The organism is Williamsia sp. Y721 (assembly GCF_059683565.1).
Window position 1 is genome coordinate 174,791 of record NZ_JCASNH010000004.1, and the last position, 26,447, is coordinate 201,237.

Sequence of the window (26,447 nt, forward strand, 5' to 3'; positions counted from 1 at the left end):
GTGGGCACCGCCAAAAGGGCACACTATCGGGTGGGGCTAGGCGATTTCGGCGAGTGCGGACAGGATCGGGTCGCGGAGTTCGGAGCGGCAGATGACAAAGTCGGGCATGAACGGGCTGCGGCGGTTGTATTCGAGCTCGGTGCCGTCGATGCGGCTGCAATGCAGCCCGGCGGCCTGAGCGACCCCGACCGGCGCGCAGTTGTCCCATTCGTACTGCCCACCGGCATGGACGTAGGCATCGGCATCGCCGCGGACGACGGCCATCGCCTTGGCGCCTGCCGAACCGATCGGAATCATGTCGAGTCCGAGTCGCTGTGAGACGTGGCCGGACTCGTAAGAGGCCCAACCCCGCGAGGCAACCATCCGGCCGGTCAGTTCGCCGTCGACCGTCGGCACGGTATCGGTGGTGTACACCTCGCCGATTGCCGGCAGCGAGACCGCGCAGTCGGCCGGTTGACCATCGATCGTCAGGGCGATGTGGACCGCCCAGTCGTCGCGGCCCGAGGCGAACTCGCGGGTGCCGTCGAGCGGGTCGATGATCCAGACCCGGTCGGAGGTGAGCCGCCGACCGTTGTCGGTGGCCTCTTCCGAGAGCACCGCGTCGGCCGGTCGGTGCTGTGAGAGAACCGCACCGATCCAGGCCTGTGCCATTGCATCGCCGACATCACCGAGCAGATATCCGCCGAGCAAATGCTGATACCGGATGTCCACCAGGATCTTCCCGGCGCCTTCGGCCAACATTCTGGCCAACTCGGCGTCGGTCACCGAACCACTGGAGCGCATCTGGTTACTAGAACATACTGTCCTCATGCCGGAGTTACCTGAGGTGCAGGCCATCGCCGACTACGTCGACGGCCGGGCTGCCGGATTTCCGATTCGTCGTGTCGACGTGGCATCGCTGGCGGTGCTCAAAACCGCCGACCCGCCGTACACCGCGCTGGCGGGCAGAACCATCGAGTCGGTGACCAGGATCGGAAAGTACCTGGTCATCACCACAGCTGGACCGAGCGACGGTGCCGATGACGGCCCGATCCATCTGATCATCCATCTGTCGCGGGCCGGATGGCTGCGGTGGTCGGACAACCTGTCACCGGCTCCGCCGCGTCCGGGCGGCAAGGGACCGATCGCGCTGCGCGTGCACTGCGGGCTGCCCGGTGAAGGTTTCGACGTCACCGAGGCCGGTACCCAGAAACGCCTGGCGGTGTGGATCGTCCGCGATCCCGCCGAGGTCGAACGGATCAAGACACTCGGTCCTGATGTGTTGTCGCTGAGCCGGGACGAACTGGCCGCGTTGCTGAAAACCTCGGGGGCGCGGATCAAGACGGTACTGACCGACCAGCGGATCCTCTCGGGTGTGGGCAACGCCTACAGCGACGAGATCCTGCACACCGCCAAGTTGTCGCCCTTCGCGACGTCGAAAACCCTGACCCCCGACCAGGTCGATGCGCTGTACTCGGCCATCGGTGAGGTCCTGCGAGGCGCAATCGGGCGGCTCGAAGGCCAGGAGGTGGCGAAGCTGAAGGGGGAGAAGCGGTCTGGTCTGCGTGTCCATGCACGCACCGGTCTACCCTGCCCGATCTGCGGTGACACCGTGCGCGAGGTCTCGTTCACCGACAGGTCCTTCCAGTATTGCCCGACCTGCCAGACCGGCGGAAAGGTCCTGGCCGATCGCCGGATGTCGAGATTGCTCAAGTGAGCACAGATCCGCTTCCGGCGGGCTTGCGGCTCAACCAGATCCAGTTCATGGCCACCCACAACTCGTCACACCGGATGATGCCGCCCGACGAACGATTCGGATGGCTGATGGGGTCGGACCTGGATTCATACCGCTACGAACATCTTCCGCTCGATCAGCAACTCGGCGATCAGCACGTGCGGGGGATCGAGCTGGACCTCTATCCCGATCCCGACGGCGGACGGTATATGAGTCCGCTGGCACGCAGGTGGCGCGGCCGGGGACGCCTAAAGCTGGTCGAGCTCCGCTCCGCTTCGTCTCTGCGACCAAATCTGGTCGAGCTCCGCTCCGCTTCGTCTCTGCGCCCCGAACCCCTCTGGCGCCTGCCCGGGTTCAAGGTGATGCACGCACCGGACGCCGACTACCGGACCGGTTGCCCGACGATGCGCGGTGCGCTGCAGACCGTGAAGCTCTGGTCGGATGCACATCCCGGGCATGTGCCGGTGGTGATCCAACTCGAGCTCAAGGCGTCGTGGCCCTGGGCGCTGCTGTTGCGGGGTGCCCGGGTGCCGCGTTGGTCGCCGGAGATACTCGACGGACTCGACGCCGAGATCCGTTCGGTGTTCAGCGAGGCGTCGCTGTTGACTCCTGACCGAATCCGTGGCGCCGCACCGACGTTGGAGCACGCTGTGCTGGAATCGGGCTGGCCGCGGGTGGACGACGTCCGTGGAACGGTGCTGTTCTTCTTGGACTACGGCGACCAGGATTACATCCGCGACAACTACCGCATCGGACGGCCGAGCCTGCAAGGCCGGGTGGCATTCACGACTCCACCTCCAGGACAATCCGATTCGGCGTTCATCATGCACAACGATCCTCGCGGACAGGGGTTCTTGCGGATCCGTGAGCTGGTGAACCGCGGATATCTGGTCCGGACCCGATCCGATGACCCGGTGTCGACCGCGAAGGCCGATGAGCACCGTCGGCCACAGCTGGCGTTGGCTTCGGGTGCGCACATGATCAGCACCGACTTCCCGGTGCCGGGCCTGGCGTTTCGGTGGGGCGACGGCACGTTTGTGTCTCGGCTGCCGGGTGGGTCTGCGGTGCGACCGAATCCGGTGACGACGTGGTCCGGCGCCGGAGGGTAGGTTGCCTGCCATGAGCCGCAACAAGATCTTGATCACCGGTGCCAGTTCGGGGCTGGGCGAGGGCATGGCCAAAACCTATGCGGCACAGGGCCGCGCGCTGGCGCTGTGCGCGCGGCGGGTCGATCGTCTCGACGAGTTGAAGTCCGAGCTCTGCGCGCAGGCCTCGCAGATCGCGGTGGCCGGCCTCGATGTGACCGACGTCGACACCGTTCCGGTCGTTTTCGATGCTCTGCGTGACGAACTCGGTGGCCTCGACAGGGTGATCGTGAACGCCGGCCTGGGCAAGGGCGCACCGATCGGAACCGGCAAAGCTCACGCCAACCTCGAAACGGTACAGACCAATCTGATCGGCGCCCTGGCACAGATCGAGGCCGCGATGGAGATCTTCCGGGCGCAGAACTCCGGACATCTGGTGCTGATCAGTTCGATGAGTGCGGTGCACGGGCTCCCGAAGGCCCAGGCCGCCTATTCGGCGTCCAAGGCCGGACTGTCGGCGCTGGGAGAAGGCCTGCAGGCAGAGCTGGTCGGTTCGCCCATCAAGGTCAGCGTGATCCTGCCCGGCTACATCGCCACCGACATCAACAACGGGGTGAAATCGAAGATGATGACCGATCGGGAGGCCGGGGTGGCGGCGCTGGTCGCGGCCATCGAGTCAGAACGCAGTCGGGCCGTGGTGCCGCGCTGGCCGTGGACCGCAGTCGACCTGGCGCTACGCCACCTGCCGGCTGCCATCACTCGTCGAATGGTCTGATCGGCGCCTGCGCACCGTCGCCGGGAAGCCGGTGTTCACGGTTAATGAGCGGTCTGCGGCGGGCATCGAAAAGTCCTCTGGCACAGACCACTCGAACTCGCGAAGCATGCGGTGCAGGACCGTGAGTACTTCCATCCGGGCAAAGTTCATACCGAGGCACTTGTGTACACCGCCGCCGAACGGCATCCACGCCATCCGATGTCTGCCTGCATCGCGTTCGGACATGCTGAAACGGTCGGGATCGAAGTGCGTGGGGTCGGGCCACACGTCGTCGATACGATGGTTTGCCCCCACCAGGACAACCACAAACGTGCCCCGCGGGATGTGGTGGCCGCACAGTTCGGTGTCCTTCACCGCTGCGCGCGGCAGTACCGGGACCGGCGGTCGAAGCCGGATCGCCTCCTTCATGACGCGTTCTGCCAGTGGCATCGATGTCAGATCGTCGTAGGTGATGGTCTCCGGCAATGCCTCGACCTCGGTCCGTACCCGGGCGCGCCATTCGGGGCTTTTGGCCAGCTCGAAAGCGGTGGCGGTGAGCGCGATGGTTGCCGTGTCGTGAGCCGCAAAGATCATGAAGATCATGTGGTCGATCACCGCGGCGTCGCTCAGTCGATGACCGTCCACCTCAGCGCGGCACAGTTCGGACATCAGGTCGTCCCCACCTGCTGACCGTTTCATGGAGACGAGATCGCCGAAGAACTTCTCGAGCCGGCGGCGGGCCGTCAGGCCACGACTGAACCGAAGCCCCGGGACCGGGAGGCGGAGCAGCGCGCCGCCCGCCTCGATCAGATCGACACAGGCGCGGTTGAGCTTGGTCGCCTCGGCGCGGTCGAGTTCAACGCCCGCGAACACTTCGAGGGCGATGTCCAACGTGAGATTCTTGAACTCCGTCCGAAGGTCGACGGCCGGGCCGACCGGAAGTTCCTGGATCGACTGACGCACCTTTGCCTCGACGTGCCGGTGGTAGACAGCGAGTCGGTCCGCGGTGAACGCCTGTTGCATGATCCGACGGTCCCGGTGATGCTCCTCGAAGTCCATCAACAGAACTCCTCGCCGGAAGAATCTACCCAACGCGAACTCGTAGACGGGTTCGTTCGAGAACGCCTTGTCGCGATTGAGTGTCAGTTCTTCTGCTGCGGCCGGACCCTGCGCCACCACGACCTTGCGGCGCAGTGCGCTGGTCAGAGCGATGTCGCCGTAGTCGCGACGCAGCGAAGCGGCAAGATCTGCCGGGCGGCGGACCAGTTTCACCGTTGAGATCAGCGGCAGGTTTCGCGGACCCCGGACCGCGCGCAACCCGGTGTCGGGAGGTGGCGTTGACAAGACTTTGCTCATGATCGTTCCTTCGATGTGGTGGGTTGCCGTATCTGCCGATGCCAATCGGTAAGGGGGTTCGATGATCCGGTCGTCAAGGTCCGGCCCAAGTACGCTGGAACCGGCGTAGGTCAGCCCGGAGGAGGCCCGATAGTGCGTGTTCTCGTGGTCGAGGATGACGTTCGCGCGGCCGAGACCGTCCGGCGGATGCTGGTCAGCGACGGCTGGAGTGTGGTCATCGCGCGGGACGGCGCCGAGGGGTTGTGGCAAGGCACCGAGCATGCCTTCGATGTGATCGTGCTCGACATCATGCTTCCGAAGCTGAATGGCTATCAGGTCATAAAAAAGTTGCGCGGCGGAGGAGTATGGACCCCCGTTCTGATGCTCTCGGCGAAGGATGGCGAGTACGACCAGGCCGAGGCGCTCGACTACGGGGCCGACGACTATCTGGTCAAGCCGTTCTCCGTGGTTGTCCTCAAGGCTCGATTGCGAGCACTGTTGCGACGTGGCGTCCGGGAAAGACCCGCGGTGTTGTCCGCGGGCTCGCTGCGTCTGAACCCGTCCGATCATGGCGTACACCGCGATGACACTCCGATCAAATTGACCCCCCGGGAGTACTCGGTTCTCGAATTCTTGATGCGCAACAAGGGGCGGGTTGTCACCAAAACCGAGATCATGCAGGCGATCTGGGATGAGAACTACGACGGCGATGTGAATATCGTCGAGGTGTACATTCGATATCTCCGAAAACGGATCGATATCCCGTTCGGTGCCAACTCAATTCAGACGATCCGGGGTGCCGGTTACTGTCTGGCCGACGGCTAGTGCATCGGGATGGTCGGCACCGTGGGCAGGTTCGTCCGCAGGCGGCACCGTTGTCTCGGTTCTGATGGTCATCGTGAAGCAGGCCCCACCTCCCGGGGCCTCGCTGACCGTGATGGTCCCGCCGTGTGCACGGGCGATCTCCATCGCGATCGGTAGTCCCAGACCCGACCCGACCTGGTGGCGGCCACGATCGAGTTCGTGTCGGTAAAATCGGTCGAAGATCTTGTCCTGAACCGCTTTCGGGACACCGGGTCCATCATCGCTGACCTCGATGATCGCGGTGGATTGATCTGTGTCCTTGCGCATTCTGATGGTGATCGTCGACGTTGCGTAGTGGGCGGCGTTGTCGGTGAGATTGCGGATCGCCCGTTGCAATTTGCCCGCGTCGCCGATGACCCGGATCGGCGTCACGTCGGCGATCACCTTTGCCAGACCGAGCGACCGGAGTCGTTGGACTTCTGAACCGACGATGTCGTCGAGGTCCACCTCGTCGACGGTCAGCGGGATGCCGCGTTCGTCGGCGCGGGCGAGCAGCAGCAGGTCGGCCACCATGGTGTTCATCCGCTGGGCTTCGGGCAACAGGATCGTTCGTACCGTCTCGACATCGATCGGTGAATCGGTGTCGTCGGCCAGGTCGAGGATGCCGACCAGGGTGGTCAGCGGCGAGCGCAACTCATGAGAGGCGTCCCCGACGAACTCGAGCTGGCTGGCCCGGCTCTTTTCGAGGCGGTCGAGCATGGTGTTCATGGTGACCGCCAACGTGGTCACCTCGTCGTCGGTCGAGGGAACCGGAACGCGGCGGCTCAGGTCAGAACTGGTGATCGCCGAAACCTGCTTGGTGATGCGGGCGACCGGGGCCAGGGCGCGACCGACGAAGAAATAGATGGCCGCTCCCGCGATCAGGATCACGATCGGGAATTCGACGGCCAGGATGGCCGCGGTACTCAGTAGAGCCGACGCATATGCCTGTGTGGAGACCACCGTGATGACGCTGTAGTCGATCCCGTCAAACCGGGCACCGGTGATCTGCCCGCAGTACGTGCCGGATCGGCCGGGTATGTCGACGTTGTCGATCCGCTGGGTGTTCCACCATCCCGGGGTCACCGTCGAGATCGGTTCCTGGGTGGCACCTGGGCTGGTCGCCACCACGACACCGTTCTGGTCGACAACCTGAATGATGTCGATACCTGTTGTCGCGGAGAGGAGGTCAGGATCCACGGAGGGCAAACCGCCCTCGTTGATCTGATCTGCGATGTCGTACGACCGGGTGCCGGTGGATTCGTACATCTCGCGGTCCTGGTACCGCTGCAACATGTACAGCATGATCACTGCACCGACGAACATCGCGATGGCAACGATGCACGTCGCCACAATCGTGGAGCGCACGCGCACTCCCTGATTGCGGCGGAACATCGCGCGGACACTGCATGTCCTGGCCATCGGCTCCGCCTTTCGAACTGTTGCTGCGGGCTGTTTCAAGAGTATGTCGGTCGTTCGGTAGATACCAGGGGACGCTTTCAGGAGCCTTTCAGGCCGACGGGCGCAGGGTTACCTCATGACAGATCTCAAGCCCGCGAAGGCAACGGTTGCCGACGTGATCATCCGAAGGCTCGGTGTCATCGGTGTCGATCGGATATTCGGCGTACATGGTGCCAACATCGAAGACCTGTATGCGGCGGCACTGGCCGATTCGGACATGAAACCCGTTGTGGCAAAACATGAGTTCTCGGCGGGAACAATGGCTGACGGTGCTGCACGGATAACCGGGAAACCGGCGGCGGTGATGACCACCTCCGGCGGCGGTGCCATGAATGTGGTTGCCGCGTTGGCAGAGGCCTACGACAGTCGGGTGCCGGTGCTGGCGCTGATCGGCTCGGCTCCCACGGTGCTGGAGGGCCATGGCGGATTCCAGGACATGCTCAGTCCGCCCGAGACCATCGACGCCAGGGCGATCTTCTCGGCCGTGACCGGATTGTGTCTGAAAATCGATGCGCCACAGCAGATCCATGCCGCTCTCAATTCGGCCGAAGAAACACTCGCGGCCAATCTGCCGGTCGCACTGATCATCCCGAAGGATGTTCAGAGTTCTCTGGTCGTCGACCGGCCCAGGCTTCGATGTGTTCGCGACCGCACTGTTGCCCCGATCGCGGAACTGGAGGAGGTGGCCGCGACGCTGTCCGAAGCGCGCGGCGCCGTGACTGTCCTGGCAGGTGAGGAGGCATCTCGGCAACAGATCGGAGACGATCTGGCCGACCTGGTCGCAGCGACGGAGGGAGTCCTTGCTGCCACGCCCGGTGGTCGGGACGTCCTGGAACCAGGCGTGCCGACGGTGGGTTTGACCGGCGTGATGGGGCACCCGTCGGCAGCGTCCGCGGTCGCGAGATCCGCTGTCTTGCTCGTGTTGGGAAGCCGGTTGAGCCTGACCGACCGCGCGGGCCTGGACACCGGCGACACCATCGTCATCCACCTCGGTGCCGAATCACCGAGTATCGATGTGGACACCCATGTCCGGATCACAGATCTGCGGTGGGCGATTCAGGTGATCACGAAGAACATCGACATCGCACGCGCGGTATCGAGGAAGATCGTGCCCGGCATCGAGGCTTTGCCGACCCCGGCGCGAGTGCTGCCGGGGGACACCGACTCGCTCACCTCTATACAGGTCATTCAGACCATTGGAGACCGTATACCGGAGGATTCCAACATCTTTGCCGATGCCGGCAACGTCGGGGCGGCAGCCATCCATCACCTGCCGGTTGGCGGCCACGGACGATTTGTCGTCGCGCTGGGCATGGGTGGCATGGGCTATGCCTTCGGCGCGGCGATCGGCGCCGCGATGGTCACCGGCCGCCGTTCGGTGGTCCTCGCCGGGGACGGCGCATTCTTCATGCACGGCATGGAGATCCACACCGCGATCGAACACCGGTTGCCGCTGACCGTGGTCCTGTTCAACAACGATGCCCACGGCATGTGTGTGACAAGGGAACAGCTCTTCTTCCCGGGTACCCCGAGCATCAACCGATTCCGTCCCACCGATTTCGAGGCCGGACTCTCGATGATGTTCCCCTCGTTGAACGTCAGTGGCGCCCGGTCGCGCACCGATCTGCTCGCCGTTGCCGACGCCGCCTTCGACGGAGACGGTCCGCATTGTCTTGTGGTGCAGACCGATCCGGACGAACTTCCGCCTTTTGCCCCATTTCTTGCCGCCCGTACGACTCTCGAGGAGAACCGATGACCGTCACCCTGCCCGCGCTCGAAGATCTCGGACACAGTGCCGACGACCTACCTGGCCTGCACCGGATAGAGACCCACGACCGGAAGAAGGCCACCCCGATCATCCTGGACATGCTCAGGTCGGTGTACCCGCATGATCAGGTGTTCGGTGAGTTCTGCCCGGTTCAGGCCTATGTCGACGCACCGCCACGCGACCTGTTCGACTGGCTGTCCGATACCAGATCGCTGGAAGAGTGGACCTACAGTCTGCGTGGCTTCACGCCCACCGACGAACCGGGCCTGTGGATCTCGAAAGACCGCCTCGGCGAGGACACCAAGTGCTTCACCCGCACCGTCTCCAACGCCGACGCCATGACCGTCGACTATCACTGTGCCTGGGACCAGGGGGAACACCTGTGGATGATCTACCTGATGCGGGTGGTCGACGCGCAGGTGGTGCTGAACAAGCCGGGGTCGGTGGTGTTGTGGAACAACTGCAAACACCCGTTCTACGACAACAACCCCTATCCGGAGACGGCCCCACCGGAGCGTCCGGTCTGGGTGGGTGACTTCTGGGACATGTTCTCCGCCGGACACCAACTCGAGATGGACAACCTCAAAGCGATCGCCGAATACCGCAGCCATCACGGACTGCCGATCAAGCCGGAATGGATGAGCCGATGAATTCTCCGACGATCTCCCTGGTTGACGTTGCCAGTTACCTGCCCGAGAACCGCGTCCCGGCAGCCTATTTCGCGCAGTATGCCGAATCCGATGATCTGGCAGACAATCTCATGTTCCGGGCACCGGCGTATCGGCATCATGCGGCACCGGATGAGACCTCGGCCGAGATGATCGAACGCGCGATGGCCGGCCTGCTGGACCGGCACGGCTCCGAGGTCCTCGACGACGTCGACATCCTCATCACGCACAGTCAGCTACCGGAACTGCCGGTGGTGGGGTGTGGCGGTGAGGTCTCGCACCGACTCGGCATCAAACCGGAATGGGTGATCGACGTCCACAACGGCGGATGCGCATCATTCATGCACATGATGAAGATGGCGCAGCAACTGATGATCGCCTCGGGGGCACGAAAAGCGTTGATAGCCAATGCCCAGAACAGCGCGGGCCAGGTATTCGTGCAGGATCAGGTACGCGGCAAACCACAGGCGTCGATACCCGGTGACGGTTCGAGCGTGGCACTCCTCGAGATGAGCGATGCCTCTCCGATCCTGGCCACCACCTGCCGCTCGTACGGCGAGTACGCGGGCGACATGACGTCGGTGGCCTATCCGCAACGCAAGTACTGGGAGGCAGGCCCGGGTCAGGTCCATATCGGATTCACCGAGACCAAGATCGCCAAGGTGCTGGCGCGCGGCAATCGGCTGGTCCCGGAGGTCGCCTACGATGTGGCCGACAAGATCGGTGTCGCGACCAGAGACATCGACTGGTTCGTCACCAATCAGCCCAACCGGATCTTCCTGCGTAACTGGCGCGATGCCCTGGAACTGCCTGCGGAACGTCATCCGGACACCTTCGACGAGTGCGGCAATCTGTTCGGTGTCGGGGTGCCGCTGACCCTGGACACCGCGATCACAGACGGCCGGATCCGGCCCGGCGACATCGTGCTGATGGCAGCATTCGCCCATGCCGGCGACTACGCGGGCGCCACAGCGATCCGATGGGGTGGGCGATGACTGCACTGATCCCGCTGAACCTCAACGAAAGTCCGTATCCACCACTGCCCAGCGTGGCCGCAGCCCTGCACGAGTGTGTCAACAGCGCCAACCGATATCCCGAGTTCATCCCGGACACCCTGCGTTCGCAGGTCGCTGACCATCTCGGGGTTCCCGGCGACTGGGTCAGTATCGGAGCCGGCGCCACCGGATTGGCTTATCAAGTGCTGCAGGCATTTTGCCCGCCAGGTGGGCGGATGGTGTCCGCGACACCAACCTTTGACGGCTATCCGATCCTGGCGGACCTGACCGGGGTGCATGTAGACGCGGTACCGCTGCGCGCCGATGGCGGCACAGACCTGCGGGCCATGGCGGCAGCGATCAGGCCGCAGACCCAGGTGGTGGTGCTGTGCTCACCCCACAACCCCACCGGATCGGTCATCGATGAGCCCGCCCTGCACGCCTTCCTGCGTCGGGTGCCGAAAGATGTTGTGGTGATCCTTGATCAGGCCTACTTCGAGTTCGCCGATTACACGCCGGATCTGCACCTACTGCTACTCCATCATCCGAATGTCATCGTGCTGCGCACCTTTTCCAAGGCACACGGACTCGCTGCCCTGCGGGTCGGCTATGCGGTCGGCAGTGCCCAGCTCATCACGAAGGTGCGCCGTTTCGAAGTGCCGTTCGCCGTCGGGTCCGCGGCCGCACTTGCCGTGCCCGCGGCGCTGGCCGCCACTGATGCGCTCCGGCAACGGGTCCGGTCCGTCCGCGAGGAACGAATTCGTTTGCAGGCGAACCTGACCGATATCGGGATCACGAGTCTGCCGAGCCAGGCGAACCATGTGTTCGTGCCATCGGAGCGACCGCAGGACCTGGCCGCCGACCTGCGGTGCGGTGGTGTCGCGGCGAAGGTGTGTGCGGTTCCCGGTGCGCTGCGAGGTGTGCGGATCACCGTCGGTGACCGGGCCGCGACGGATTCGGTCGTCGCGGCGCTGATCGAGGAGCAGTCGGTCAGTGCGTGATGCGCGGGCGTTTGTGATCTGAACGCTGTCACAGAAGAAGTAGGCTGGCACGCATGGCAAAAGATGATGGCGAGGTCCACGGACGCGGTGCGTTCCAGTTGTACGGATACGACATGCAGGTCAGGATGAGTGACCTGCTGTCCGACATCTTCGGACGTGAGGACATCACCTGCTACGCAGGCGATTGGCGCGGCATCCTGTACTTCACCCTCGACGACGAACCCGGTGTCGATCCGCAGCAGGTGTTCGGCTTTGATCCGTCGACCGGCGAGAGCGGAGAACTGGCGACGCTGTCGGAGGTGATGGCGGCCGTCGACAACGGTGACATCGTCGAAGCCGTGGACGGCGCGGGATTCGAGGCCTGGCTCGCCGAGACCGGCCACAAGGAACTTCCGATGGGAACCTGCGCGCCCACACTCGAACTCGAGTTCATCGGGGGTGCGTCGGATGTGCGGGTCAGTGAACCTCGCGACATCGTGACCCACGTGGCGTTGGCCGCCGTGATCATGGGCCGTCTCGAAGTGCTCGGTGTCGAACCCGGCGATCCGATCCCGGACGAGCTGTACGACGAGGCGCGCTGGAACTGAGGCCTATTCGCCGGTTTGCGCTCCGCCGCTCGCCATCGCGGAAGGACCGAACTCCCTGCCACTGGGGTAGGGCAGCCGAATGTTGTTGGCCTCGTACGCTGCCAAGATCTCCTTTCGGATTCGTCGCTGCAGCGACCACTGGGCGTTCGGCCGGGTCTTGAGCAGGATGCGCAGGGTGACCATGTCGGCCGAGATGTCCTGAACACCCAGCATTTCGGGAGGTCCGAGGACGTCATCGGCAACCGCGTCGTCGGCCACCACCTGCCGCGCTGCTTCGAGGGCGACTTCCTGCGCACGCTCGAGGTCGACGTTGTGGGCCACCGGGATCTCGATCCGTGCCACGGCGTAGTCCTGGCTCATGTTGCCGACACGGATGATCTCGCCGTTGCGGACGTACCAGAGCGTTCCGTCGATGTCACGAATGGTGGTGACCCGCAGACCGACCGATTCGACCTCGCCGATCGCCTCACCGAGGTCGACGACGTCACCGACGCCGTATTGGTCTTCGAGCAGCATGAACACGCCGGATACGAAGTCTTTCACCAAGTTCTGGGCACCGAAACCGACGGCGAGGCCGACCAGCCCGGCGGAGGCCAGGAACGGCGCGATGTTGACCTGCAGAACGCTCAGGCAGGTCAACACCACCCAGACCAGGATCAGGATCGAGGCTGTCGACTTGAGGACCGATCCGATGGTCTCGGCGCGCTGCTGACGGCGCTGGGCCACTTTGGGGTCGCGCAGCGACTTGGGTGTCCGTTCCCGCAGGTGTCGTAACAGTGCCGGCTGTGCGCGAGCATTGCCCGAATCCGCCGATGGACGCCGCGTGGCCCGATTGATCAGTCGGTGCACGACGTACCGGGCAACCAGTCCGACAGCGATATAGATCACAATCCGGATCGGGTTCTCGATGAGCCAAAGACGGTTCGTCTCAGTCCATTCGAACGCGGTGGTGGAGTTCGCCAGAGTGCTCAGGGGTTGGGCAGTCATTCTCTCGACCGTACGTACTTTGTGTCAGCTGTCCACCGCTGTGATGCAAACCCCGTGGTCGGCTACCAATGGGTGGCGGACAGTTCCCAGTGTCCGAGAGCTTTGTTGATCAATTCATGTAGATCTTCGCTGGTTGCAACTGCCGGGTCCGGGATCGCAAGGGCGATGGTCATCACTCCGCCGGACAGCGCGGCCCAACCGGCAACGGAGGTCCGCGTCATCTGCGTGGCCTGGGCGCAGAGCCTCGGATGCACCGAGCGGGCAGCGATCACCCGGCCACGATGACCGGCGAGCATCGACAGGATGCCGTCGAGTTCACCGAGGTTGGAAGCCAGGCCATCTCGCGAACCCGGGTCGGGGACGAGGGCATGCGCGGCGCGGTGCCCGATGACCTGCAAGAGCTCGGCAGGCATACCTGCAGGCGGTCCCAGCCCGGAGCCATCACCAGCCGCGGCATAGCCTGCACGTGCCCGCCGCCGCAGCAACGGCAGATCCTGACATTCGTCGATCGAGGTGATGCCGATCGAGGCGGTGGTCAAAGAGTTTGCCTCGTCGCCGCCTTGGGCAACCGGAAGTGAGAGTTCGATGGGCCCGAAACCCCGGATCTGCAGTACGAGTTCACCGATCAAAGACGTGAACAGAGTGTTCGATGTGCCGCCATGCGCTGCGGCAGCAGTTGTCCAGGCCTCGGCGTCCACCGAGAAGATGGCGGTCGGTTCCCGCCACTGCGGGGTTCCGGAGGCTTTGGAAGGTCCGGTCGGAGAGCGTTTGGCCGCAGCGAACAGCTCGGCGCGCTGCTCGCGATCGCGGCAGCCCTTCCACAGACTCCGAGCGACCCCGCCGATCACGATTCGAAGCTGCGACGCCGCGTCCCGGAGGTCGTCGGCGAGCGTGGGTGAGGGGGAGTGGGGCAACTCGGGAAGCTCTCCTGCCGTGAGCTTTTCGCCTGCAGCAATCCCGGCGGCAGTCAACAGCGCCCTGGCGTCGGCGACTACATGCGAGCAGACCAGCGAGACCACACTGCCGCCCTGCTCGAGCCGGGCCACCGACAACTCCCACACCGGACCCGAACCGATGTCGAGGTCGGTGTTGCCACGTTCGTCCGCCCAGGCGGTGATGGTTCCCGGAGCCAGCGACCGCGACTCTTCGTGGACCGGTGCCACGGTGGCATCGGATGCAAAGACGTTGCGGGCAGGCCAGATCCGGGGACGGACCACTCTGCGGGTCAGCGGTCCCATCGCCAACGCGCGATGGGCAGGCTCGAGATCGGCGGCGGTGACAACCGTGTCGAATCGCCACAGTCCTTGCATGTAGAGGGGAAGGCCCATGCCCTGATGGGTCCGCCAGAAGATGTCATCTGATACCCCGAGTCGCTCGCTCCGGACACCGAGTCGCTCGCTCCTGACGCCCGCCCGTCGTGCGCGGGCGGTACCGATGGGCCTTCCCCTGCGCTTCATGCCTGTCGGCCGCGATGAGTCCGATACCAGCGCAGCAGCGAATCGGTGGACGAATCATCCTGAGCCTGTGGCGAATCGGCTTCGGTGATCACCTTCAGCAACTCGGAGGCCTGGGTCTTCCCCAGTTCGACACCCCACTGATCGAAGCTGTTGATGCCCCAGATCGCGCCTTCGACGAATACCTGATGTTCGTACAGTGCGATCAACTGGCCGACAACCGACGGGGTGAGCTTGGGTGCCAGGATCGACGTCGACGGCCGGTTGCCCGGCATCACCTTGTGCGCGACCACATGTGGGTCGACGCCCTCTGCCGCGACCTCGTCCGCGGTTTTGCCGAATGCCAGCACCTTGGTCTGCGCAAAGAAGTTGCTCATCAACAAATCGTGCATGCTGCCGGTGCCGTCGGCTGTCGGTAGATCGTCGGTGGGTTCGGCAAAACCGATGAAGTCGGCCGGGATCATCCGGGTGCCCTGGTGCAGCAGCTGATAGAAGGCGTGCTGCCCGTTGGTACCCGGCTCACCCCAGAAGATCTCACCGGTGTCGGTGGTGACGTGGTGGCCCTCGATGTCGACCGACTTGCCGTTCGACTCCATCGTCAACTGCTGCAGATAGGCGGGGAAACGCGACAGGTCGTTCGAGTACGGCAGGACAGCACGCGATGCGGTGTCCCAGAAGTTGGAGTACCACAACCCGATCAGGCCCAGGAGTACCGGAGCGTTCTGATGCAGTGGCGCGGTGAGGAAGTGGTGATCGACGATGTTGAATCCGTGGAGGAACTCGGCGAAGGACTCTTTGCCGATCGCCGCCATCACCGACAGACCGATGGCCGAATCCACCGAATACCGACCGCCCACCCAGTCCCAGAAGCCGAACATGTTGGCGGTATCGATCCCGAACTCGGAGACCTTCTCGGCGTTGGTGCTCACCGCGACAAAGTGTTTGGCGACGGCGTCGGGTCCGGCACCCAACTTCTCGAGGAGCCAGGCCCGCGCCGCGGAGGCGTTGGTGAGCGTCTCGAGGGTGCTGAACGTCTTCGACGCGACGATGAACAGCGTTGTCTCGGCGTCGAGTCCATCGAGTGCGGCCACCAGGTCGGCGGGGTCGACGTTGGAGACGAACTCGCAGCGGATGTCGGTGTCGACGTAGTGGCGCAGCGCTTTGTAGACCATCACCGGACCGAGGTCGGAACCACCGATACCGATGTTCACCACGGTTTTGATCGACTTTCCGGTGTGGCCCTTCCATTCACCGGACCGCAGCTTGTCGGTGAACTCACCCATCGCGTCCAGGACCGCGTGGACGTCGGCCACCACGTCTTGGCCGTCGACCTTCAGGGTCGCGTCGCGGGGGAGTCGCAGTGCGGTGTGCAAGACCGCGCGGTCCTCAGAGGTGTTGATGTGCTCGCCCCAGAACATCGCGTCGCGCTTCTCGGTGACCCCGGTCTGGCGGGCCAGATCCAGCAACAGGCCCAGGGTTTCGCGCAGCACCCGATGCTTGGAGTAGTCGATGTGGAGATCTCCGACGTCGACGGTGAGATCGGTTCCGCGCGTGGGGTCGACGGCAAAGATCTCCCGCAGATGCATTGCGTACACATGTGGCTGATGCGCAGACAGTTCTTGCCAGGGCTGTGACCCGGTCAAATCGAACTTTCGGTTTGGCTCAGTCGGAACGCTGGTCATCGTGACAGCCCCTTCATCGGTGGTGCGAATGTGTTTCTTCACTGCCGTACCTCGACCATCAGCCTAGTCAGACGGTCCATCTCGGGTGGCAACGAGCACGCCGACTCGATCAAGCGGCCTAGCATCGAGTTCCATGACGTGCTGCACACCTGCTTCCGAATCGGGTGACGACAATGCGAGACCGGCGATCGCGGCCACGGGTGTTCATCGTGTTCCGCAGGTGGCGATCGCAGCCGGTGATTTCGTGATGGGCGACCACACCGGTGATGGGTTCGCCGCCGACGGCGAGCTGCCTTTGCACGAGGTGGCGGTGGGTGCGTTCGCCATGGACGCCCATCCGGTCACCACGGCGGACTTCGCGGAATTCGCGGGCGAGACCGGCTATCTGACGGTCGCCGAACAGCAGGGGTTCTCCGCGGTGTTCCACCTGCTGATCGCGCAGGGATGCGACGTGATCGAGCAATATGCAGGCGCGCCGTGGTGGCTCGCCGTGGCGGGTGCGAGCTGGCGACAACCGTTCGGGCAGCCATCGACTGTGGACGGGTTGGGCGATCATCCTGCGGTCCACATCAGTTGGGTTGATGCGCAGGCATATTGCCAGTGGTCGGACCGCCGGCTGCCCACCGAGGCGCAGTGGGAGTACGCGGCTCGTGGTGGCCTGGCCGGAGCCCGATATCCCTGGGGTGATGACTTGATGGCGGCCGACGGCAGTTGGTTGTGCAATATCTGGCAAGGCGATTTTCCCGCCGACAACACTGCGGAAGACGGTTATCTCGGGACGGCGCCGGTACGCAGCTATGTGCCCAACGGGTTCGGGTTGTGGCAGATGGCGGGCAACGTCTGGGAGTGGTGCGCCGACCGTTTCGATCCCCGGTACTACCGGGCCATGGACCACCATGACCCGCAAGGGCCGCAGCGGGGCCGCTCGCGGGTTCTACGGGGCGGTTCCTACCTTTGCCACGACTCCTACTGCAACCGCTACCGGAACTCGGCCCGCTCACACAACACGCCGGTCTCGTCGATGGGCAATGCCGGCTTTCGAACGGTGGGCGCGTCCGCGGATGGACCCCTGACCGGGGATCGAGGCGGTCAGGCCACCAGTGCGTGATCGGCGACCGGCCACGCGCCCACCGTCGTCACCGTGTGTCGGAGGCTCTCGAGTTTGGCCGACCGGACGTGATCGTGGAGCCATCCGGCCGCGTCGCCGGGATGACGGTGGGCCATGACCGCCGCCGAGAACGCCAGTGCAGCGCTGTCCGCGACGACGCTGACACAGTCGAACGCCGTGGTCACCTGGTGCGAATCGCTGACTGCGAGCAGGTCGGCGGCTCTCACCTGCGCGAGCGCGCCATTTGCGGAGGCGATCACCGGGCCGACCTGGATTGTCACCGGGCCGCCGAGGGTGTCGGTGAGCAGCCGTCCGGCCCGATCGGCGAGGAATGCGCGGGCCGTCGTCATCAATTCGAGTCGACCGCCTGCCGCAACGGTCACCGTTCCCCGGCCCAGCTGTACCCGATGCCACGCGGGAATCGGTGGATAGGTGTCCGGGCAGCGGACAACCCCGGAAGCGTCGTCGGTGAGATCGGCGAAGTAGAGCGCCTCGATGATCAACTGATCGAGCAGAGACGAGACCAGTACGGGTTGGCCGTTCGCCAGATCCACGGCTTCGATCTCGGCCGATCCGCAGTCACGGTTGACGGTGGCATCGAGGCGGGCGGCCACCGCCGCGGTGTGTTCGACGGCAAGGCCGAGCAGCCGTGGATCGGCCACCGACACGATGATGTCGGTCCCGAGCCCGCTGATGGTGGCGTTGTCCGGCATAGTGCACCCTGCCCGTCTCGGAGTTCGTCTGGTGATGTACACCACTGTCGTCTCCCAACCTGGCAGGCGTCTGTGAGGAGACGATGAGCACCCTGACGAAATTCCGGCACAACGCGAGATCGCCGGACACCGCGGTCGGGTGCCGGCGATCTGCTCGGTGATGGCGGCAGGGGACGGTCAGGCGGAGATCACCACGTCGTAGAAGCCGTCGTAGTCGGTGTCGGAGGCGTACTCGTCGACATAGCCGTCGTAGTTGTGGTCGTATTCGGCCTCGTCGATGAAGCCGTCGGCGTTCGTGTCCCACTCGCAGACGTCGATGTAGCCGTCGCCATTGGTGTCGGTGACGATCGTGTCGACGACGCCGTCAGCGTTTGTGTCGAAGTACTGGGTTTCCATGACGCTCTCTTTCTCCGGGCCGATTGGGCTGGGTCGCAGCTCGTTTGCTGCAGTCGGAGATAGGAGTGCCAGGCGATCCGGATTGTTCCGGGATCTGACGAAGTCGGTTCTTCGCAGGCAATGGTCAGGATTCGTCGGGCAGCAGGGCGCGGGTGAGGGTCACCCGAATCCAGTCCTCGAACTCGTCGTAGGTGAATCCGGCCGTGTCGACGAGTTGTTGATGCGTCTGGGGGCTCGCGATCACCCATGCCGTGTCTCCCGCGGCCTCGGGTGTCAGTCCGGGCCGCAGCGCGGCCGGGTCGAGATTGGTCAGGAGGTTGCGGATGCTCATGCGCCGGATCTCCATCAGCGATTGCCAGTCGTCGGCGGCCTCGGGGTCGACTGCGGCGGCCTGCGCATAGGTCTTGAAGCCGACGGCGGCACGTTCGGCGAGCAGCCGGAACTGGTGGGTGATGTGCGCGATCAGTTCGCGGGGCGCAGCCGCGATCGGATCGAAGTTCGCCAGGATGGCCAGCGGCATGTCGTCGGGGTTGACCGAGCCGGGATGGTGGCCGATCACCTGCGCCTCCATCATTCCGCGTAGCAAACCGCGTTTGCTGCCCCATGACGAGTAGAGACTCTGAACCGATACGTCAGCGCGTTGGGCGATCTTCGCCACAGTGGCAGCGGCATAACCACTTTCGGTGAACACCTCGATAGCCGCGGTCAGCACGCGTCGGCGGGTCTCGGCCCGGGTGGCGGCGCCTGCCTCTCGCTGCCGGCTGGTCCTCCGGCTGTTTGATTCTGTTTCACTCTTGCCCACGTGACCAGTATATGTCATTCTTTGGAGTAGGATTCTAAATGCTTTGAACGTGACTCCAAAAAACGTTCTACCGGGTCATCCTCCGAAGGATCGAAGTCATGACGACCACACCAAGCACCATGCAGAAGCCCGTCAACACGCGCGCCATCATGATCGTGGTGTGCATCGCCCTGGCGGCAGTTGTTGCCGCCATGTCCTCGCTCAACGTCGCCCTCCCGGACATCGCCCGGGCGACGCACGCCGGCCAGACGCAGCTGTCCTGGATCATCGACGCGTACTCGCTGATCTTCGCCTCGTTCCTCCTACTGGCCGGCGCGGTCGGGGACCGCTACGGCAGACGCAAAACCCTCATCGCCGGACTGGCGATCTTCGGGATCGGATCGGTCGTCGCGATGACCGCCGGCTCGGCATCGGAACTGATCGTGCTCCGCGGAATCCTGGGATTAGGTGCAGCGCTGGTCATGCCGGCGACACTGTCGACCATCACCGGGACCTTCCCGGCGGACAAGCGAACGCAGGCCGTCGGCATCTGGGCGGGCGTGGCCGGAGGCAGTGCCATCCTGGGCCTGTTGTGTTCCGGTGTGCTGCTCGAATTCTGGTCGTGGCGTTCGGTTTTCGGCCTAAACGTGGCACTGGCAGCCGTCGCGCTCATCGCGGCATGGCGCGTTGTGCCGGAGTCGGCCGACGCCGATGCACCCCGTCTCGACATCGGTGGTGCGGTGCTGTCGATCGCCGGCCTCGTGGTGCTGGTGTACTCGATCATCGAGGCTCCCGAGGCGGGCTGGCTTTCGGCGCGCACCTTGACCGGCATCGCCGGTGGCCTGGTGATCCTGGCACTGTTCATCGGATTCGAACTGCGTCAGAAGGCGCCGATGCTCGATCCCCGGGTCTTCCTCCATCGCGGACTGAGTGCAGGCAGCCTGTCGATCTTCATGCAGTTCTTCGTGTTCTTCGGGTTCATCTTCGTGGTGCTGCAGTATCTGCAGATCGTGCGGGGTGGGTCGGCGCTGATGTCCGCGATTTCGATGCTCCCGATGGCGGCGGTGATGATGCCGTCGGCAAGGGTGTCACCGAAGCTCGTCGAGAGGTTCGGCACCCGCCGGGTGTGCGTTGCCGGGCTGGTCCTGGTGTCCGCAGGCCTGTTCGTCCTGTCGCAGCTCGGTGTCGGCACCTCGTACTGGTTGATGCTCGCCGGTCTCATCCCGCTGGGGATCGGTATGGGGACCGCCATGACGCCGGCGACCAGTGCGATCACCGGTGCACTTCCCGCGGCGCAGCAGGGTGTGGCCTCGGCGATGAACGATCTGTCCCGGGAAGTCGGTGGAGCACTGGGCATCGCAGTACTCGGCAGCCTGCTGACACAGGGCTACCGCAATCACCTCGAGCTGCCCGGGCTACCGGATGGTGTGGTGGACAAGGCCAAAGAGTCCTTCGCCGGAGCGGCCCACGCCGGTGGTCAGATCGCCGCCCAGGCGGATACCGCATTCGTCAATGGTCTGCAGATCGCGCTGCTCGCAGGCTCGGTTGCGGTGTTCGTCGCGGCCATCGCCGTTGGTCTGCTACTGCCCAGGGGTGAGCTGGCGATCTCGGATTGATGTGGCCCCGGACGGTGCGCGCCGGTCAGCGATGGGTCGGTTCGCCCCGGAGTTCGCGCTGGCTGGCCCGCGGGCGCCGAGACGGAAGTGACCGCTCCGCGTTTTCCTCATCGATCTTGTCGAGCTGGCGACGGTAGCGAGCCATGAAATCAAGGGCGATCTTGTTGCCGTCGGCTTCGGAAGGCAACACGTCGCCGGTGTCGCTCCGCCACCGGCGCAGTCGTGACTGAAGGTCGGTCACCACATCCGTGAGCAGGGGGTCGTCGATCAGATTGTTCAACTCGAGTGGATCGGCGAGCAGGTCGTACAACTCCTGCGGCGCCCGCGGCAGATCCTGCGAACCGTCCAAGGCCCTGGCCGACGGGCTGTCCCGGATGTCCAGCGGCAGACTCAGAGCCGGGCGATCGGCGTAGTTCTCGATGTAGCTGTACCGATCGGTGCGGATCGCCCGGATCGGATCGAAGTTGTCGTGGTAGCTCTTCTCCGTGAACACCTCGTCGCGCACCGTGGCGCGAGCGGTGCCGGTGATCGTCTCCGCGTGTGAAAAGCCTTCCACCGCTTCCGGAATCTCGACACCCAGCAGATCCAGCACGGTCGGGGTGAGGTCGACACCACTGAAGAGGTCGTCATAGACAAACGGCGTGATGTTGCGGTCGGTGGGTGGCCGCACGATCAGCGCGACCCCGGTGCCCTCGGAATACAGCGTCGATTTGGCGCGGGGGAACGCCAGTCCGTGATCGGTGATGAACACGACCCAGGTGGTGCGGTCGAGGTCGAGTTCGGCGAGCGTGGACAGGAGCCGCCCGACCGCGGCGTCGGCCTTGGTGATCGAACCGAGCAGCCCAGCGAGATCCTCACGAACGGGACGGGCATCGGGCAGAAATGCCGGGACAACAACACTTTTCGGGTCGGCATGCACGTAGTCTTCGGCCGGATAGGGCCGATGGGTCTCGAAGAACCCGGCCGTCAACAAGAACGGTTGCTGCCGGCGCTGCGCGTCAGCGCTGAAGGTGCGCAGCCATTCCTGTGACTGTTCCACGACGTGGTCGCACTCCGAATCGGAGGTGTCGAATTCGTCGAACCCCAGGCGGCCTGGATCGCTCGACTCGTGCTGCATCCCGAAAAGTGCGCTGTACCAGCCGTTCTCGCCCAAGACCTGGGGGAGCGTCAGAACATCGTCGTGGTATTCGAAACCGTGGTGTGCCAGACCGGTCAAACCGTTTGAATGGGGATACCGCCCGGTGAACAGCGAACCGCGGGCAGGCGAGCACAGCGGTGCGGTGGCGTGGGCGTTGCTGAATCGGATGCCGTGTGAGGCCAGCGCGTCCATCGTCGGACTCTCGACGCCGTCCGCCCCGTAACAGGCCAGGTGCCGACCCAGATCATGCCAATGGATCAGCAGAACATTCTCAGCCATTCACCACTCCTGTATCGGGCTCGGATCACCTCGCTGCGACCCGATCCATGTCCCCCGAGTCGACCAATCCTGCAGGCAACGCACCGGCGGAGACCACACTTACGCTCGGCGTGGGCCGAACGCGGTGCGCCCGCTCTATCGTCCGAGTGGTCCGCGGCCCAGTCGCAGCAGCAGCATGGCGAGCGTGTGGCCTTCTTGGCCGAGCTCGCTGAAGCGGTCGAGCACCTTCATCTCACGGCTGTGCACGAGGCGGGTGCCTCCGGATGCCATCCGGGTCTGCCCGATGCGCTTGGACACCGCGGTCCGTCGCTTGATCGCGGCGAGAATTATCGCGTCGACCCGATCGATTTCACGGCGCAGGTCATCAATGTCCTCGGGGAGATCTACCACGTCAGACCCAAGATCAAGGCCGGACAGGTCGATCGGCTGGTCAGCAGTCACGGGCCCAAGTGTGCCACGCAGGGTGGTGACGCTGGTAAGAGTGGTCGTTGTGCATCTGTCCACAGCGGCCCTGAGATGGACTGGTCGAGCTCCGCCTTCGGCTTCGTCTCCGCCACGCCCCCGCCCCGTACCGTCACGGCCGGGCTCTCCGGTGAGTGCGACATCTCGGGGTGCGACGGTGCTGTGGATCGCCTCGGCGCTGATCGTCGTTCAACTCGTGGTGCGGATCGCGCTGGTCGCGGGCGGCGACTTCTACTGGGACGACCTGATCCTCATCGGCCGCGCCTCTGAGCTTTCGACATTCTCGTGGGAACACCTCATGTACGGCCACGACGGGCACCTGATGCCCGGTGCCTTTCTGGTCGCAGGACTGAGCACCGACCTCGCGCCGCTCAACTGGGCGGTCCCGGCGGTGACCCTCGTCGTTCTGCAGTTGCTGGCTTCCCTGGCGGTGCTCAGGATGCTGATCGCGATCGCGGGACGCAATCGTCCGGCGATGCTGATTCCGCTGGCGTTCTACCTCTTCACACCGCTGACCGTGCCGGCATATACGTGGTGGTCGGCGGGCTTGAATGCGCTGCCGATGCAGATCGCGATGGCGGTGGTCGTGACCGAGGTGGTGCACCTGTGCCGGGGTGGGGTCGCGAACCGGCGGATGGTGATCGCACGGGCGTTGGTGGCGTTTGTGATCGGGCTGGCATTCTTCGAGAAGTCTGTCCTCATCGTGCCGGTGGCCATGGTCGTGGCGGTGCTGTGGTGTCTGATATCCGGCCGCGGCGCCACCGTGGGGCAGGCGCTGCGTACGGCCTGGAGGTCGGCGTGGGAGTTGTGGACAGGGTTGTGCGTGATGGCCGCCGCATGGCTGACGTCGTATCTGATCGTGGTGCCGGTCGATCCCGACGGGCACTCCGTTTCACAGACACTGCAGATCACCTGGCGGTCGGTCAACGCCGGGCTCATCCCCGGACTGCTCGGCGGGCCATGGGACTGGGAACGCTGGCTGCCCAGTCCGCCTTTCGGATCGGTCGGCTGGCCGCTGACCGTCGTCGGCTGGCTACTGGTGCTGGGGGCTGCCGCCTACGCCCTGTACACCCGCCGCCATGTGGGATGGATACTCGCCGCGGTGGTCGGGTACGTGGTCGTGCTGCAGATACCGATCATCTGGAACCGGTCCGGCGCCCACACCACCATCGAGTTGGCCCAGACTCTGCGCTACCTGCCCGACAGCGCACTGTTCATCACCATCGCGATGGCGTTGACACTGATGGCACCGGTCCGCAGACGTGACGTCGCGAGCAACCATCGACGGTGGTTGCGCCCGGCCGCAGTGGTGGCAACCGGCGCGTTCATCGTCAGTTCGTTGCTCGCCACACACCAGTTCGCGAAGGAGTGGGATACCGATCCGACCGGCGACTACCTCGCGAACGCGCGAACCTCGCTGGCGCAGGCCCGGAATACCCCCATGTTCGACCATCAGGTCCCGATCCTGGTCCTGCTGCCGCTGGTCAAGCCGTACAACGTGGTCAGCAAGGTCTTCGGTGGGCTGTCGGACCGTCCGGAATTCGATGCGCCGACGGACAAATTGCAGGTGCTCGACGACTCCGGGCGGTTGGCGCCCGCCGACATCACACCCATTCGCGGCATCCGAGCCGGTCTCGGGGACTGCACCGATCCGGAGGTGACCGGTCCCACCGACCTGCAACTCGACGGACCACTCCTGGTCTGGTCGTGGAAGGTTGCGCTGCCGTACTGCGCGACGTCCGACGGGGAGATCGAAGTGGGCCTTGCCGATGGTGATCCGGTGACCGCGCCGGTCAAGGCGGGTCTGAACACGGTCTACCTCCAGCTGCACGGAGGTGGAGACCAGGTCCGGGTGCGTCCCCTGACGCCGGGGCTTGGCCTGCACTTCGCGCAGGGGCGTGTCGGTGAACTCGTTCGAGTGCCCTGAACCTGCCTCGAATCACACCGCAGGCACGGTGACCACCTCGATGTCGCTGATCCCGGCGTCGGTGAGTGTTTGTCGCGTCGCGTCGGCGGCGTCGGATTCGGCGAAGACCCACCGGACCGGAGTGTCCTCGGCGGCACCGGTCTGGGCCTCGGCGGCGGCGAGTATCGCCTCGGTGCCTTCCCAGCTGCTGCTCAGCGCGCCGTCGCTGCCGATGTTGTCCGAGTAGCCCGGACCGAACGTCGTGAGCAGTGTGCCGTCCGGCGCCCGGCCGTCGAATGACTGCCCGCCGACTACGTAGGTGTAGGTGGAGTGGATCCCGGTGATCTGCTGGTTGTAGTCCCGGCTCTCGAGACTGCCCTTGAATCCGTCCGCGGTCCAGACTCCGGTCGGCTCGGCGGTGGACACCTGTTCGTTGGCGGCGAGCGCCCGGGTCAGGACTGTTGCGTCTTGATCGAGATACGTGGTGAAGACGTATGCCACATCGCCCTTGAGGGTGCCGTCCTCACCGGATGCAACCGTGAAGGGGCACCGCGTTTCGCCCCGGCCGTTCAGGGGGATCACAACCGTGCGGGTGCAGGTGCCGCCCACCGGCCGGTCGTTGAGGGTCAGGGTCATGTCACCGACGATGGTGATGGACCCCGGAGCGCTCGTTCCAGGGGTTGTCGCGACGTAGGTGACGATGTACTCACAGACCGGTGGGGTGCACGGGGCCGGGAACACCGCGAGGCGGAAACCGCTGGCATCGAAGTTCGGGGTCAGGTACGGGGCCGGAATGTGTGTGAGGGTCGCGGCCTGTTCCTCGATCGCGTCGTAGAGCCGGCCGATCTCGTCGGCGCCGATGGGTTCGACGGACAGATCGACCTCGATGACCGAGCCGCCCGGTTGATCCAGTGGGCCTGCGACGGTCGAGAGGGTGTCGGTTTCGGCCACAGTCGTGGTGCGCAGGCTGCCACCGGCGACGATCGTGTCGTCCTCTTCGACGACGATGTCCGGAAGTGTTCCCGGTGTGAAGCGCTCGTCGGGGGTTCCGGCAAGGCCGGTGGCGCGGCCCTTCACGCTCATGTCGAGCGAAGAGTTGTCGTTGGCCAGTGCCAGGCCGAGTGCGGACGGGGCCAGGACCAGACCCAGATCGGGGAATGTTGCCGGGTCCAGGGCAGCCCAGTCGCTGGCGACGGCCTCATAGTTCATCTTGGGCTTTTCCAGGTGGCTCTTCCAGAAGCTGGCCGAACCCTTCGCGTACGTCTGACCGTTCACACCGATGATGTCGGCGGTTTCGCCGCCGACCTTGATCGTGCCGCGCAGGTCTCCGCCCGCGGTCACCTCGACGTCGTCGAGGTTGATCTTGTCGGTGCCGGAGGTGACGGTGCCCGAGTACGTGGCGCCGTGCTGGTCGGCGAACTCCAGAGCGATCGTCGAAAGTTGCTTCTGGGCCAGGATCGCCGAGGGCGCCACCGCGGCCCCGTCGGCGGCACGCGGGATGAACATGGCCACGACGACCGCGATCAACGCCACCACGGCGATACCCAACGCGACCTTCGGGATTGCATTGCTCTTCAACGTGGTGCCCCCCACCCATCAGGTTGTCCGGCTGCATCCCCGGCGGCTGTGGTGCGGGTCCCACCCCGCATCGGCCACCGAGTGGCCCACATGGCACATAGGTACCAGCGTGGTCCGAGCTCGAGTGGCGATGATG

Annotated in this window: 24 protein-coding genes; 12 read left to right on the forward strand and 12 right to left on the reverse strand. The window is 64.6% G+C overall.

What is annotated here, in order from left to right; genetic code table 11:
* Positions 1-36: 36 nt before the first annotated feature.
* Positions 37-783, reverse strand: a complete 747-nt coding sequence (locus tag AC56PL_RS20345; protein ID WP_495518254.1) for an inositol monophosphatase family protein — start codon at positions 781-783, stop codon at positions 37-39.
* 25 nt (positions 784-808) lie between these two features.
* Between AC56PL_RS20345 and AC56PL_RS20350 the strand changes: the two genes are divergently transcribed.
* The 3 genes from AC56PL_RS20350 to AC56PL_RS20360 are packed head-to-tail and all read left to right on the forward strand — an operon-like array spanning position 809 to position 3,574.
* Positions 809-1,696, forward strand: coding sequence for an Fpg/Nei family DNA glycosylase (locus AC56PL_RS20350; protein WP_497154980.1), 888 nt, complete (start codon positions 809-811; stop codon positions 1,694-1,696).
* Positions 1,693-2,823 carry a Ca2+-dependent phosphoinositide-specific phospholipase C gene (locus tag AC56PL_RS20355; RefSeq protein WP_497154981.1) on the forward strand — a complete coding sequence of 377 codons (1,131 nt, stop codon included), beginning with the start codon at positions 1,693-1,695 and terminating at the stop codon, positions 2,821-2,823. The genes AC56PL_RS20350 and AC56PL_RS20355 overlap by 4 nt, the downstream gene beginning before the upstream one ends.
* A gap of 10 nt (positions 2,824-2,833) precedes the next feature.
* Positions 2,834-3,574 carry an SDR family oxidoreductase gene (locus tag AC56PL_RS20360; RefSeq protein WP_497154982.1) on the forward strand — a complete coding sequence of 247 codons (741 nt, stop codon included), beginning with the start codon at positions 2,834-2,836 and terminating at the stop codon, positions 3,572-3,574.
* Here the strand turns inward: AC56PL_RS20360 and AC56PL_RS20365 are convergent.
* The gene (locus tag AC56PL_RS20365) at positions 3,533-4,909 is read right to left on the reverse strand and encodes a cytochrome P450 (RefSeq protein WP_495518250.1); all 1,377 of its coding nucleotides are present in this window, start codon (positions 4,907-4,909) and stop codon (positions 3,533-3,535) included. The genes AC56PL_RS20360 and AC56PL_RS20365 overlap by 42 nt on opposite strands.
* A gap of 132 nt (positions 4,910-5,041) precedes the next feature.
* Between AC56PL_RS20365 and AC56PL_RS20370 the strand changes: the two genes are divergently transcribed.
* Positions 5,042-5,713, forward strand: coding sequence for a winged helix-turn-helix domain-containing protein (locus tag AC56PL_RS20370; protein ID WP_495518249.1), 672 nt, complete (start codon positions 5,042-5,044; stop codon positions 5,711-5,713).
* Here AC56PL_RS20370 and AC56PL_RS20375 read toward each other — a convergent pair.
* Positions 5,666-7,099 carry an ATP-binding protein gene (locus AC56PL_RS20375; protein WP_495518248.1) on the reverse strand — a complete coding sequence of 478 codons (1,434 nt, stop codon included), beginning with the start codon at positions 7,097-7,099 and terminating at the stop codon, positions 5,666-5,668. The genes AC56PL_RS20370 and AC56PL_RS20375 overlap by 48 nt on opposite strands.
* A 169-nt stretch (positions 7,100-7,268) precedes the next feature.
* Here AC56PL_RS20375 and AC56PL_RS20380 point away from each other — a divergent pair, with 169 nt between their 5' ends.
* From AC56PL_RS20380 to AC56PL_RS20400, 5 genes are read left to right on the forward strand one after another with little or no spacing between them, the layout of a single operon-like run.
* Complete coding sequence (locus AC56PL_RS20380) at positions 7,269-8,948, forward strand: thiamine pyrophosphate-binding protein (RefSeq protein ID WP_497154983.1); 1,680 nt, start codon at positions 7,269-7,271, stop codon at positions 8,946-8,948.
* Positions 8,945-9,610, forward strand: coding sequence for an SRPBCC family protein (locus tag AC56PL_RS20385; protein WP_495518246.1), 666 nt, complete (start codon positions 8,945-8,947; stop codon positions 9,608-9,610). The genes AC56PL_RS20380 and AC56PL_RS20385 overlap by 4 nt, the downstream gene beginning before the upstream one ends.
* The gene (locus AC56PL_RS20390) at positions 9,607-10,623 is read left to right on the forward strand and encodes a 3-oxoacyl-[acyl-carrier-protein] synthase III C-terminal domain-containing protein (protein WP_495518245.1); all 1,017 of its coding nucleotides are present in this window, start codon (positions 9,607-9,609) and stop codon (positions 10,621-10,623) included. The genes AC56PL_RS20385 and AC56PL_RS20390 overlap by 4 nt, the downstream gene beginning before the upstream one ends.
* Positions 10,620-11,624 (forward strand): pyridoxal phosphate-dependent aminotransferase, encoded by a 1,005-nt coding sequence (locus AC56PL_RS20395; protein ID WP_497154984.1) that lies wholly within the window; start codon positions 10,620-10,622, stop codon positions 11,622-11,624. The genes AC56PL_RS20390 and AC56PL_RS20395 overlap by 4 nt, the downstream gene beginning before the upstream one ends.
* 53 nt (positions 11,625-11,677) lie before the next feature.
* Entirely contained in the window at positions 11,678-12,211 is a 534-nt protein-coding gene (locus AC56PL_RS20400; RefSeq protein ID WP_495518243.1) for a hypothetical protein, read from the forward strand.
* A 3-nt stretch (positions 12,212-12,214) separates the two neighbouring features.
* Here AC56PL_RS20400 and AC56PL_RS20405 read toward each other — a convergent pair whose 3' ends face one another.
* The 3 genes from AC56PL_RS20405 to pgi all read right to left on the reverse strand — a co-directional run bounded on the left by AC56PL_RS20405 (position 12,215) and on the right by pgi (position 16,334).
* A complete protein-coding gene (locus AC56PL_RS20405; protein ID WP_495518242.1) occupies positions 12,215-13,198 on the reverse strand; it encodes a mechanosensitive ion channel domain-containing protein in 984 nt (327 codons plus the stop codon).
* Between the two features lie 62 nt (positions 13,199-13,260).
* Positions 13,261-14,655 carry a hypothetical protein gene (locus AC56PL_RS20410; RefSeq protein ID WP_497154985.1) on the reverse strand — a complete coding sequence of 465 codons (1,395 nt, stop codon included), beginning with the start codon at positions 14,653-14,655 and terminating at the stop codon, positions 13,261-13,263.
* Positions 14,652-16,334, reverse strand: coding sequence for a glucose-6-phosphate isomerase (pgi, locus tag AC56PL_RS20415; protein ID WP_495518240.1), 1,683 nt, complete (start codon positions 16,332-16,334; stop codon positions 14,652-14,654). The genes AC56PL_RS20410 and pgi overlap by 4 nt, the downstream gene beginning before the upstream one ends.
* Before the next feature lie 133 nt (positions 16,335-16,467).
* Between pgi and AC56PL_RS20420 the strand changes: the two genes are divergently transcribed.
* Positions 16,468-17,442, forward strand: a complete 975-nt coding sequence (locus AC56PL_RS20420; RefSeq protein WP_495518239.1) for an SUMF1/EgtB/PvdO family nonheme iron enzyme — start codon at positions 16,468-16,470, stop codon at positions 17,440-17,442.
* On the opposite strand, the gene AC56PL_RS20425 is transcribed toward AC56PL_RS20420, so the two are convergent.
* The 3 genes from AC56PL_RS20425 to AC56PL_RS20435 all read right to left on the reverse strand — a co-directional run bounded on the left by AC56PL_RS20425 (position 17,424) and on the right by AC56PL_RS20435 (position 19,353).
* The gene (locus AC56PL_RS20425; protein WP_497154986.1) at positions 17,424-18,155 is read right to left on the reverse strand and encodes a hypothetical protein; all 732 of its coding nucleotides are present in this window, start codon (positions 18,153-18,155) and stop codon (positions 17,424-17,426) included. The two genes, AC56PL_RS20420 and AC56PL_RS20425, sit on opposite strands and share 19 nt — an antisense overlap.
* Positions 18,156-18,332: 177 nt before the next feature.
* A complete protein-coding gene (locus AC56PL_RS20430; RefSeq protein ID WP_497154987.1) occupies positions 18,333-18,551 on the reverse strand; it encodes a hypothetical protein in 219 nt (72 codons plus the stop codon).
* 124 nt (positions 18,552-18,675) lie between these two features.
* Positions 18,676-19,353: a TetR family transcriptional regulator gene (locus AC56PL_RS20435; RefSeq protein WP_495518236.1), complete on the reverse strand. Its 678-nt coding sequence runs from the start codon at positions 19,351-19,353 to the stop codon at positions 18,676-18,678.
* A 98-nt stretch (positions 19,354-19,451) separates the two neighbouring features.
* Here AC56PL_RS20435 and AC56PL_RS20440 point away from each other — a divergent pair, with 98 nt between their 5' ends.
* Positions 19,452-20,948: an MFS transporter gene (locus AC56PL_RS20440; RefSeq protein ID WP_497154988.1), complete on the forward strand. Its 1,497-nt coding sequence runs from the start codon at positions 19,452-19,454 to the stop codon at positions 20,946-20,948.
* 25 nt (positions 20,949-20,973) lie between these two features.
* Here AC56PL_RS20440 and AC56PL_RS20445 read toward each other — a convergent pair whose 3' ends face one another.
* Together AC56PL_RS20445 and AC56PL_RS20450 are read right to left on the reverse strand one after the other, a co-directional pair.
* Positions 20,974-22,365 carry a sulfatase family protein gene (locus tag AC56PL_RS20445; protein ID WP_497154989.1) on the reverse strand — a complete coding sequence of 464 codons (1,392 nt, stop codon included), beginning with the start codon at positions 22,363-22,365 and terminating at the stop codon, positions 20,974-20,976.
* A 135-nt stretch (positions 22,366-22,500) separates the two neighbouring features.
* The gene (locus AC56PL_RS20450) at positions 22,501-22,806 is read right to left on the reverse strand and encodes a chorismate mutase (protein WP_495518233.1); all 306 of its coding nucleotides are present in this window, start codon (positions 22,804-22,806) and stop codon (positions 22,501-22,503) included.
* Between the two features lie 151 nt (positions 22,807-22,957).
* On the opposite strand from AC56PL_RS20450, the gene AC56PL_RS20455 reads away from it, so the two are divergent.
* Positions 22,958-24,754, forward strand: coding sequence for a hypothetical protein (locus AC56PL_RS20455; RefSeq protein WP_497154990.1), 1,797 nt, complete (start codon positions 22,958-22,960; stop codon positions 24,752-24,754).
* Between the two features lie 12 nt (positions 24,755-24,766).
* Here AC56PL_RS20455 and AC56PL_RS20460 read toward each other — a convergent pair whose 3' ends face one another.
* Positions 24,767-26,311 carry a hypothetical protein gene (locus AC56PL_RS20460; RefSeq protein WP_497154991.1) on the reverse strand — a complete coding sequence of 515 codons (1,545 nt, stop codon included), beginning with the start codon at positions 26,309-26,311 and terminating at the stop codon, positions 24,767-24,769.
* Positions 26,312-26,447 lie beyond the last annotated feature (136 nt).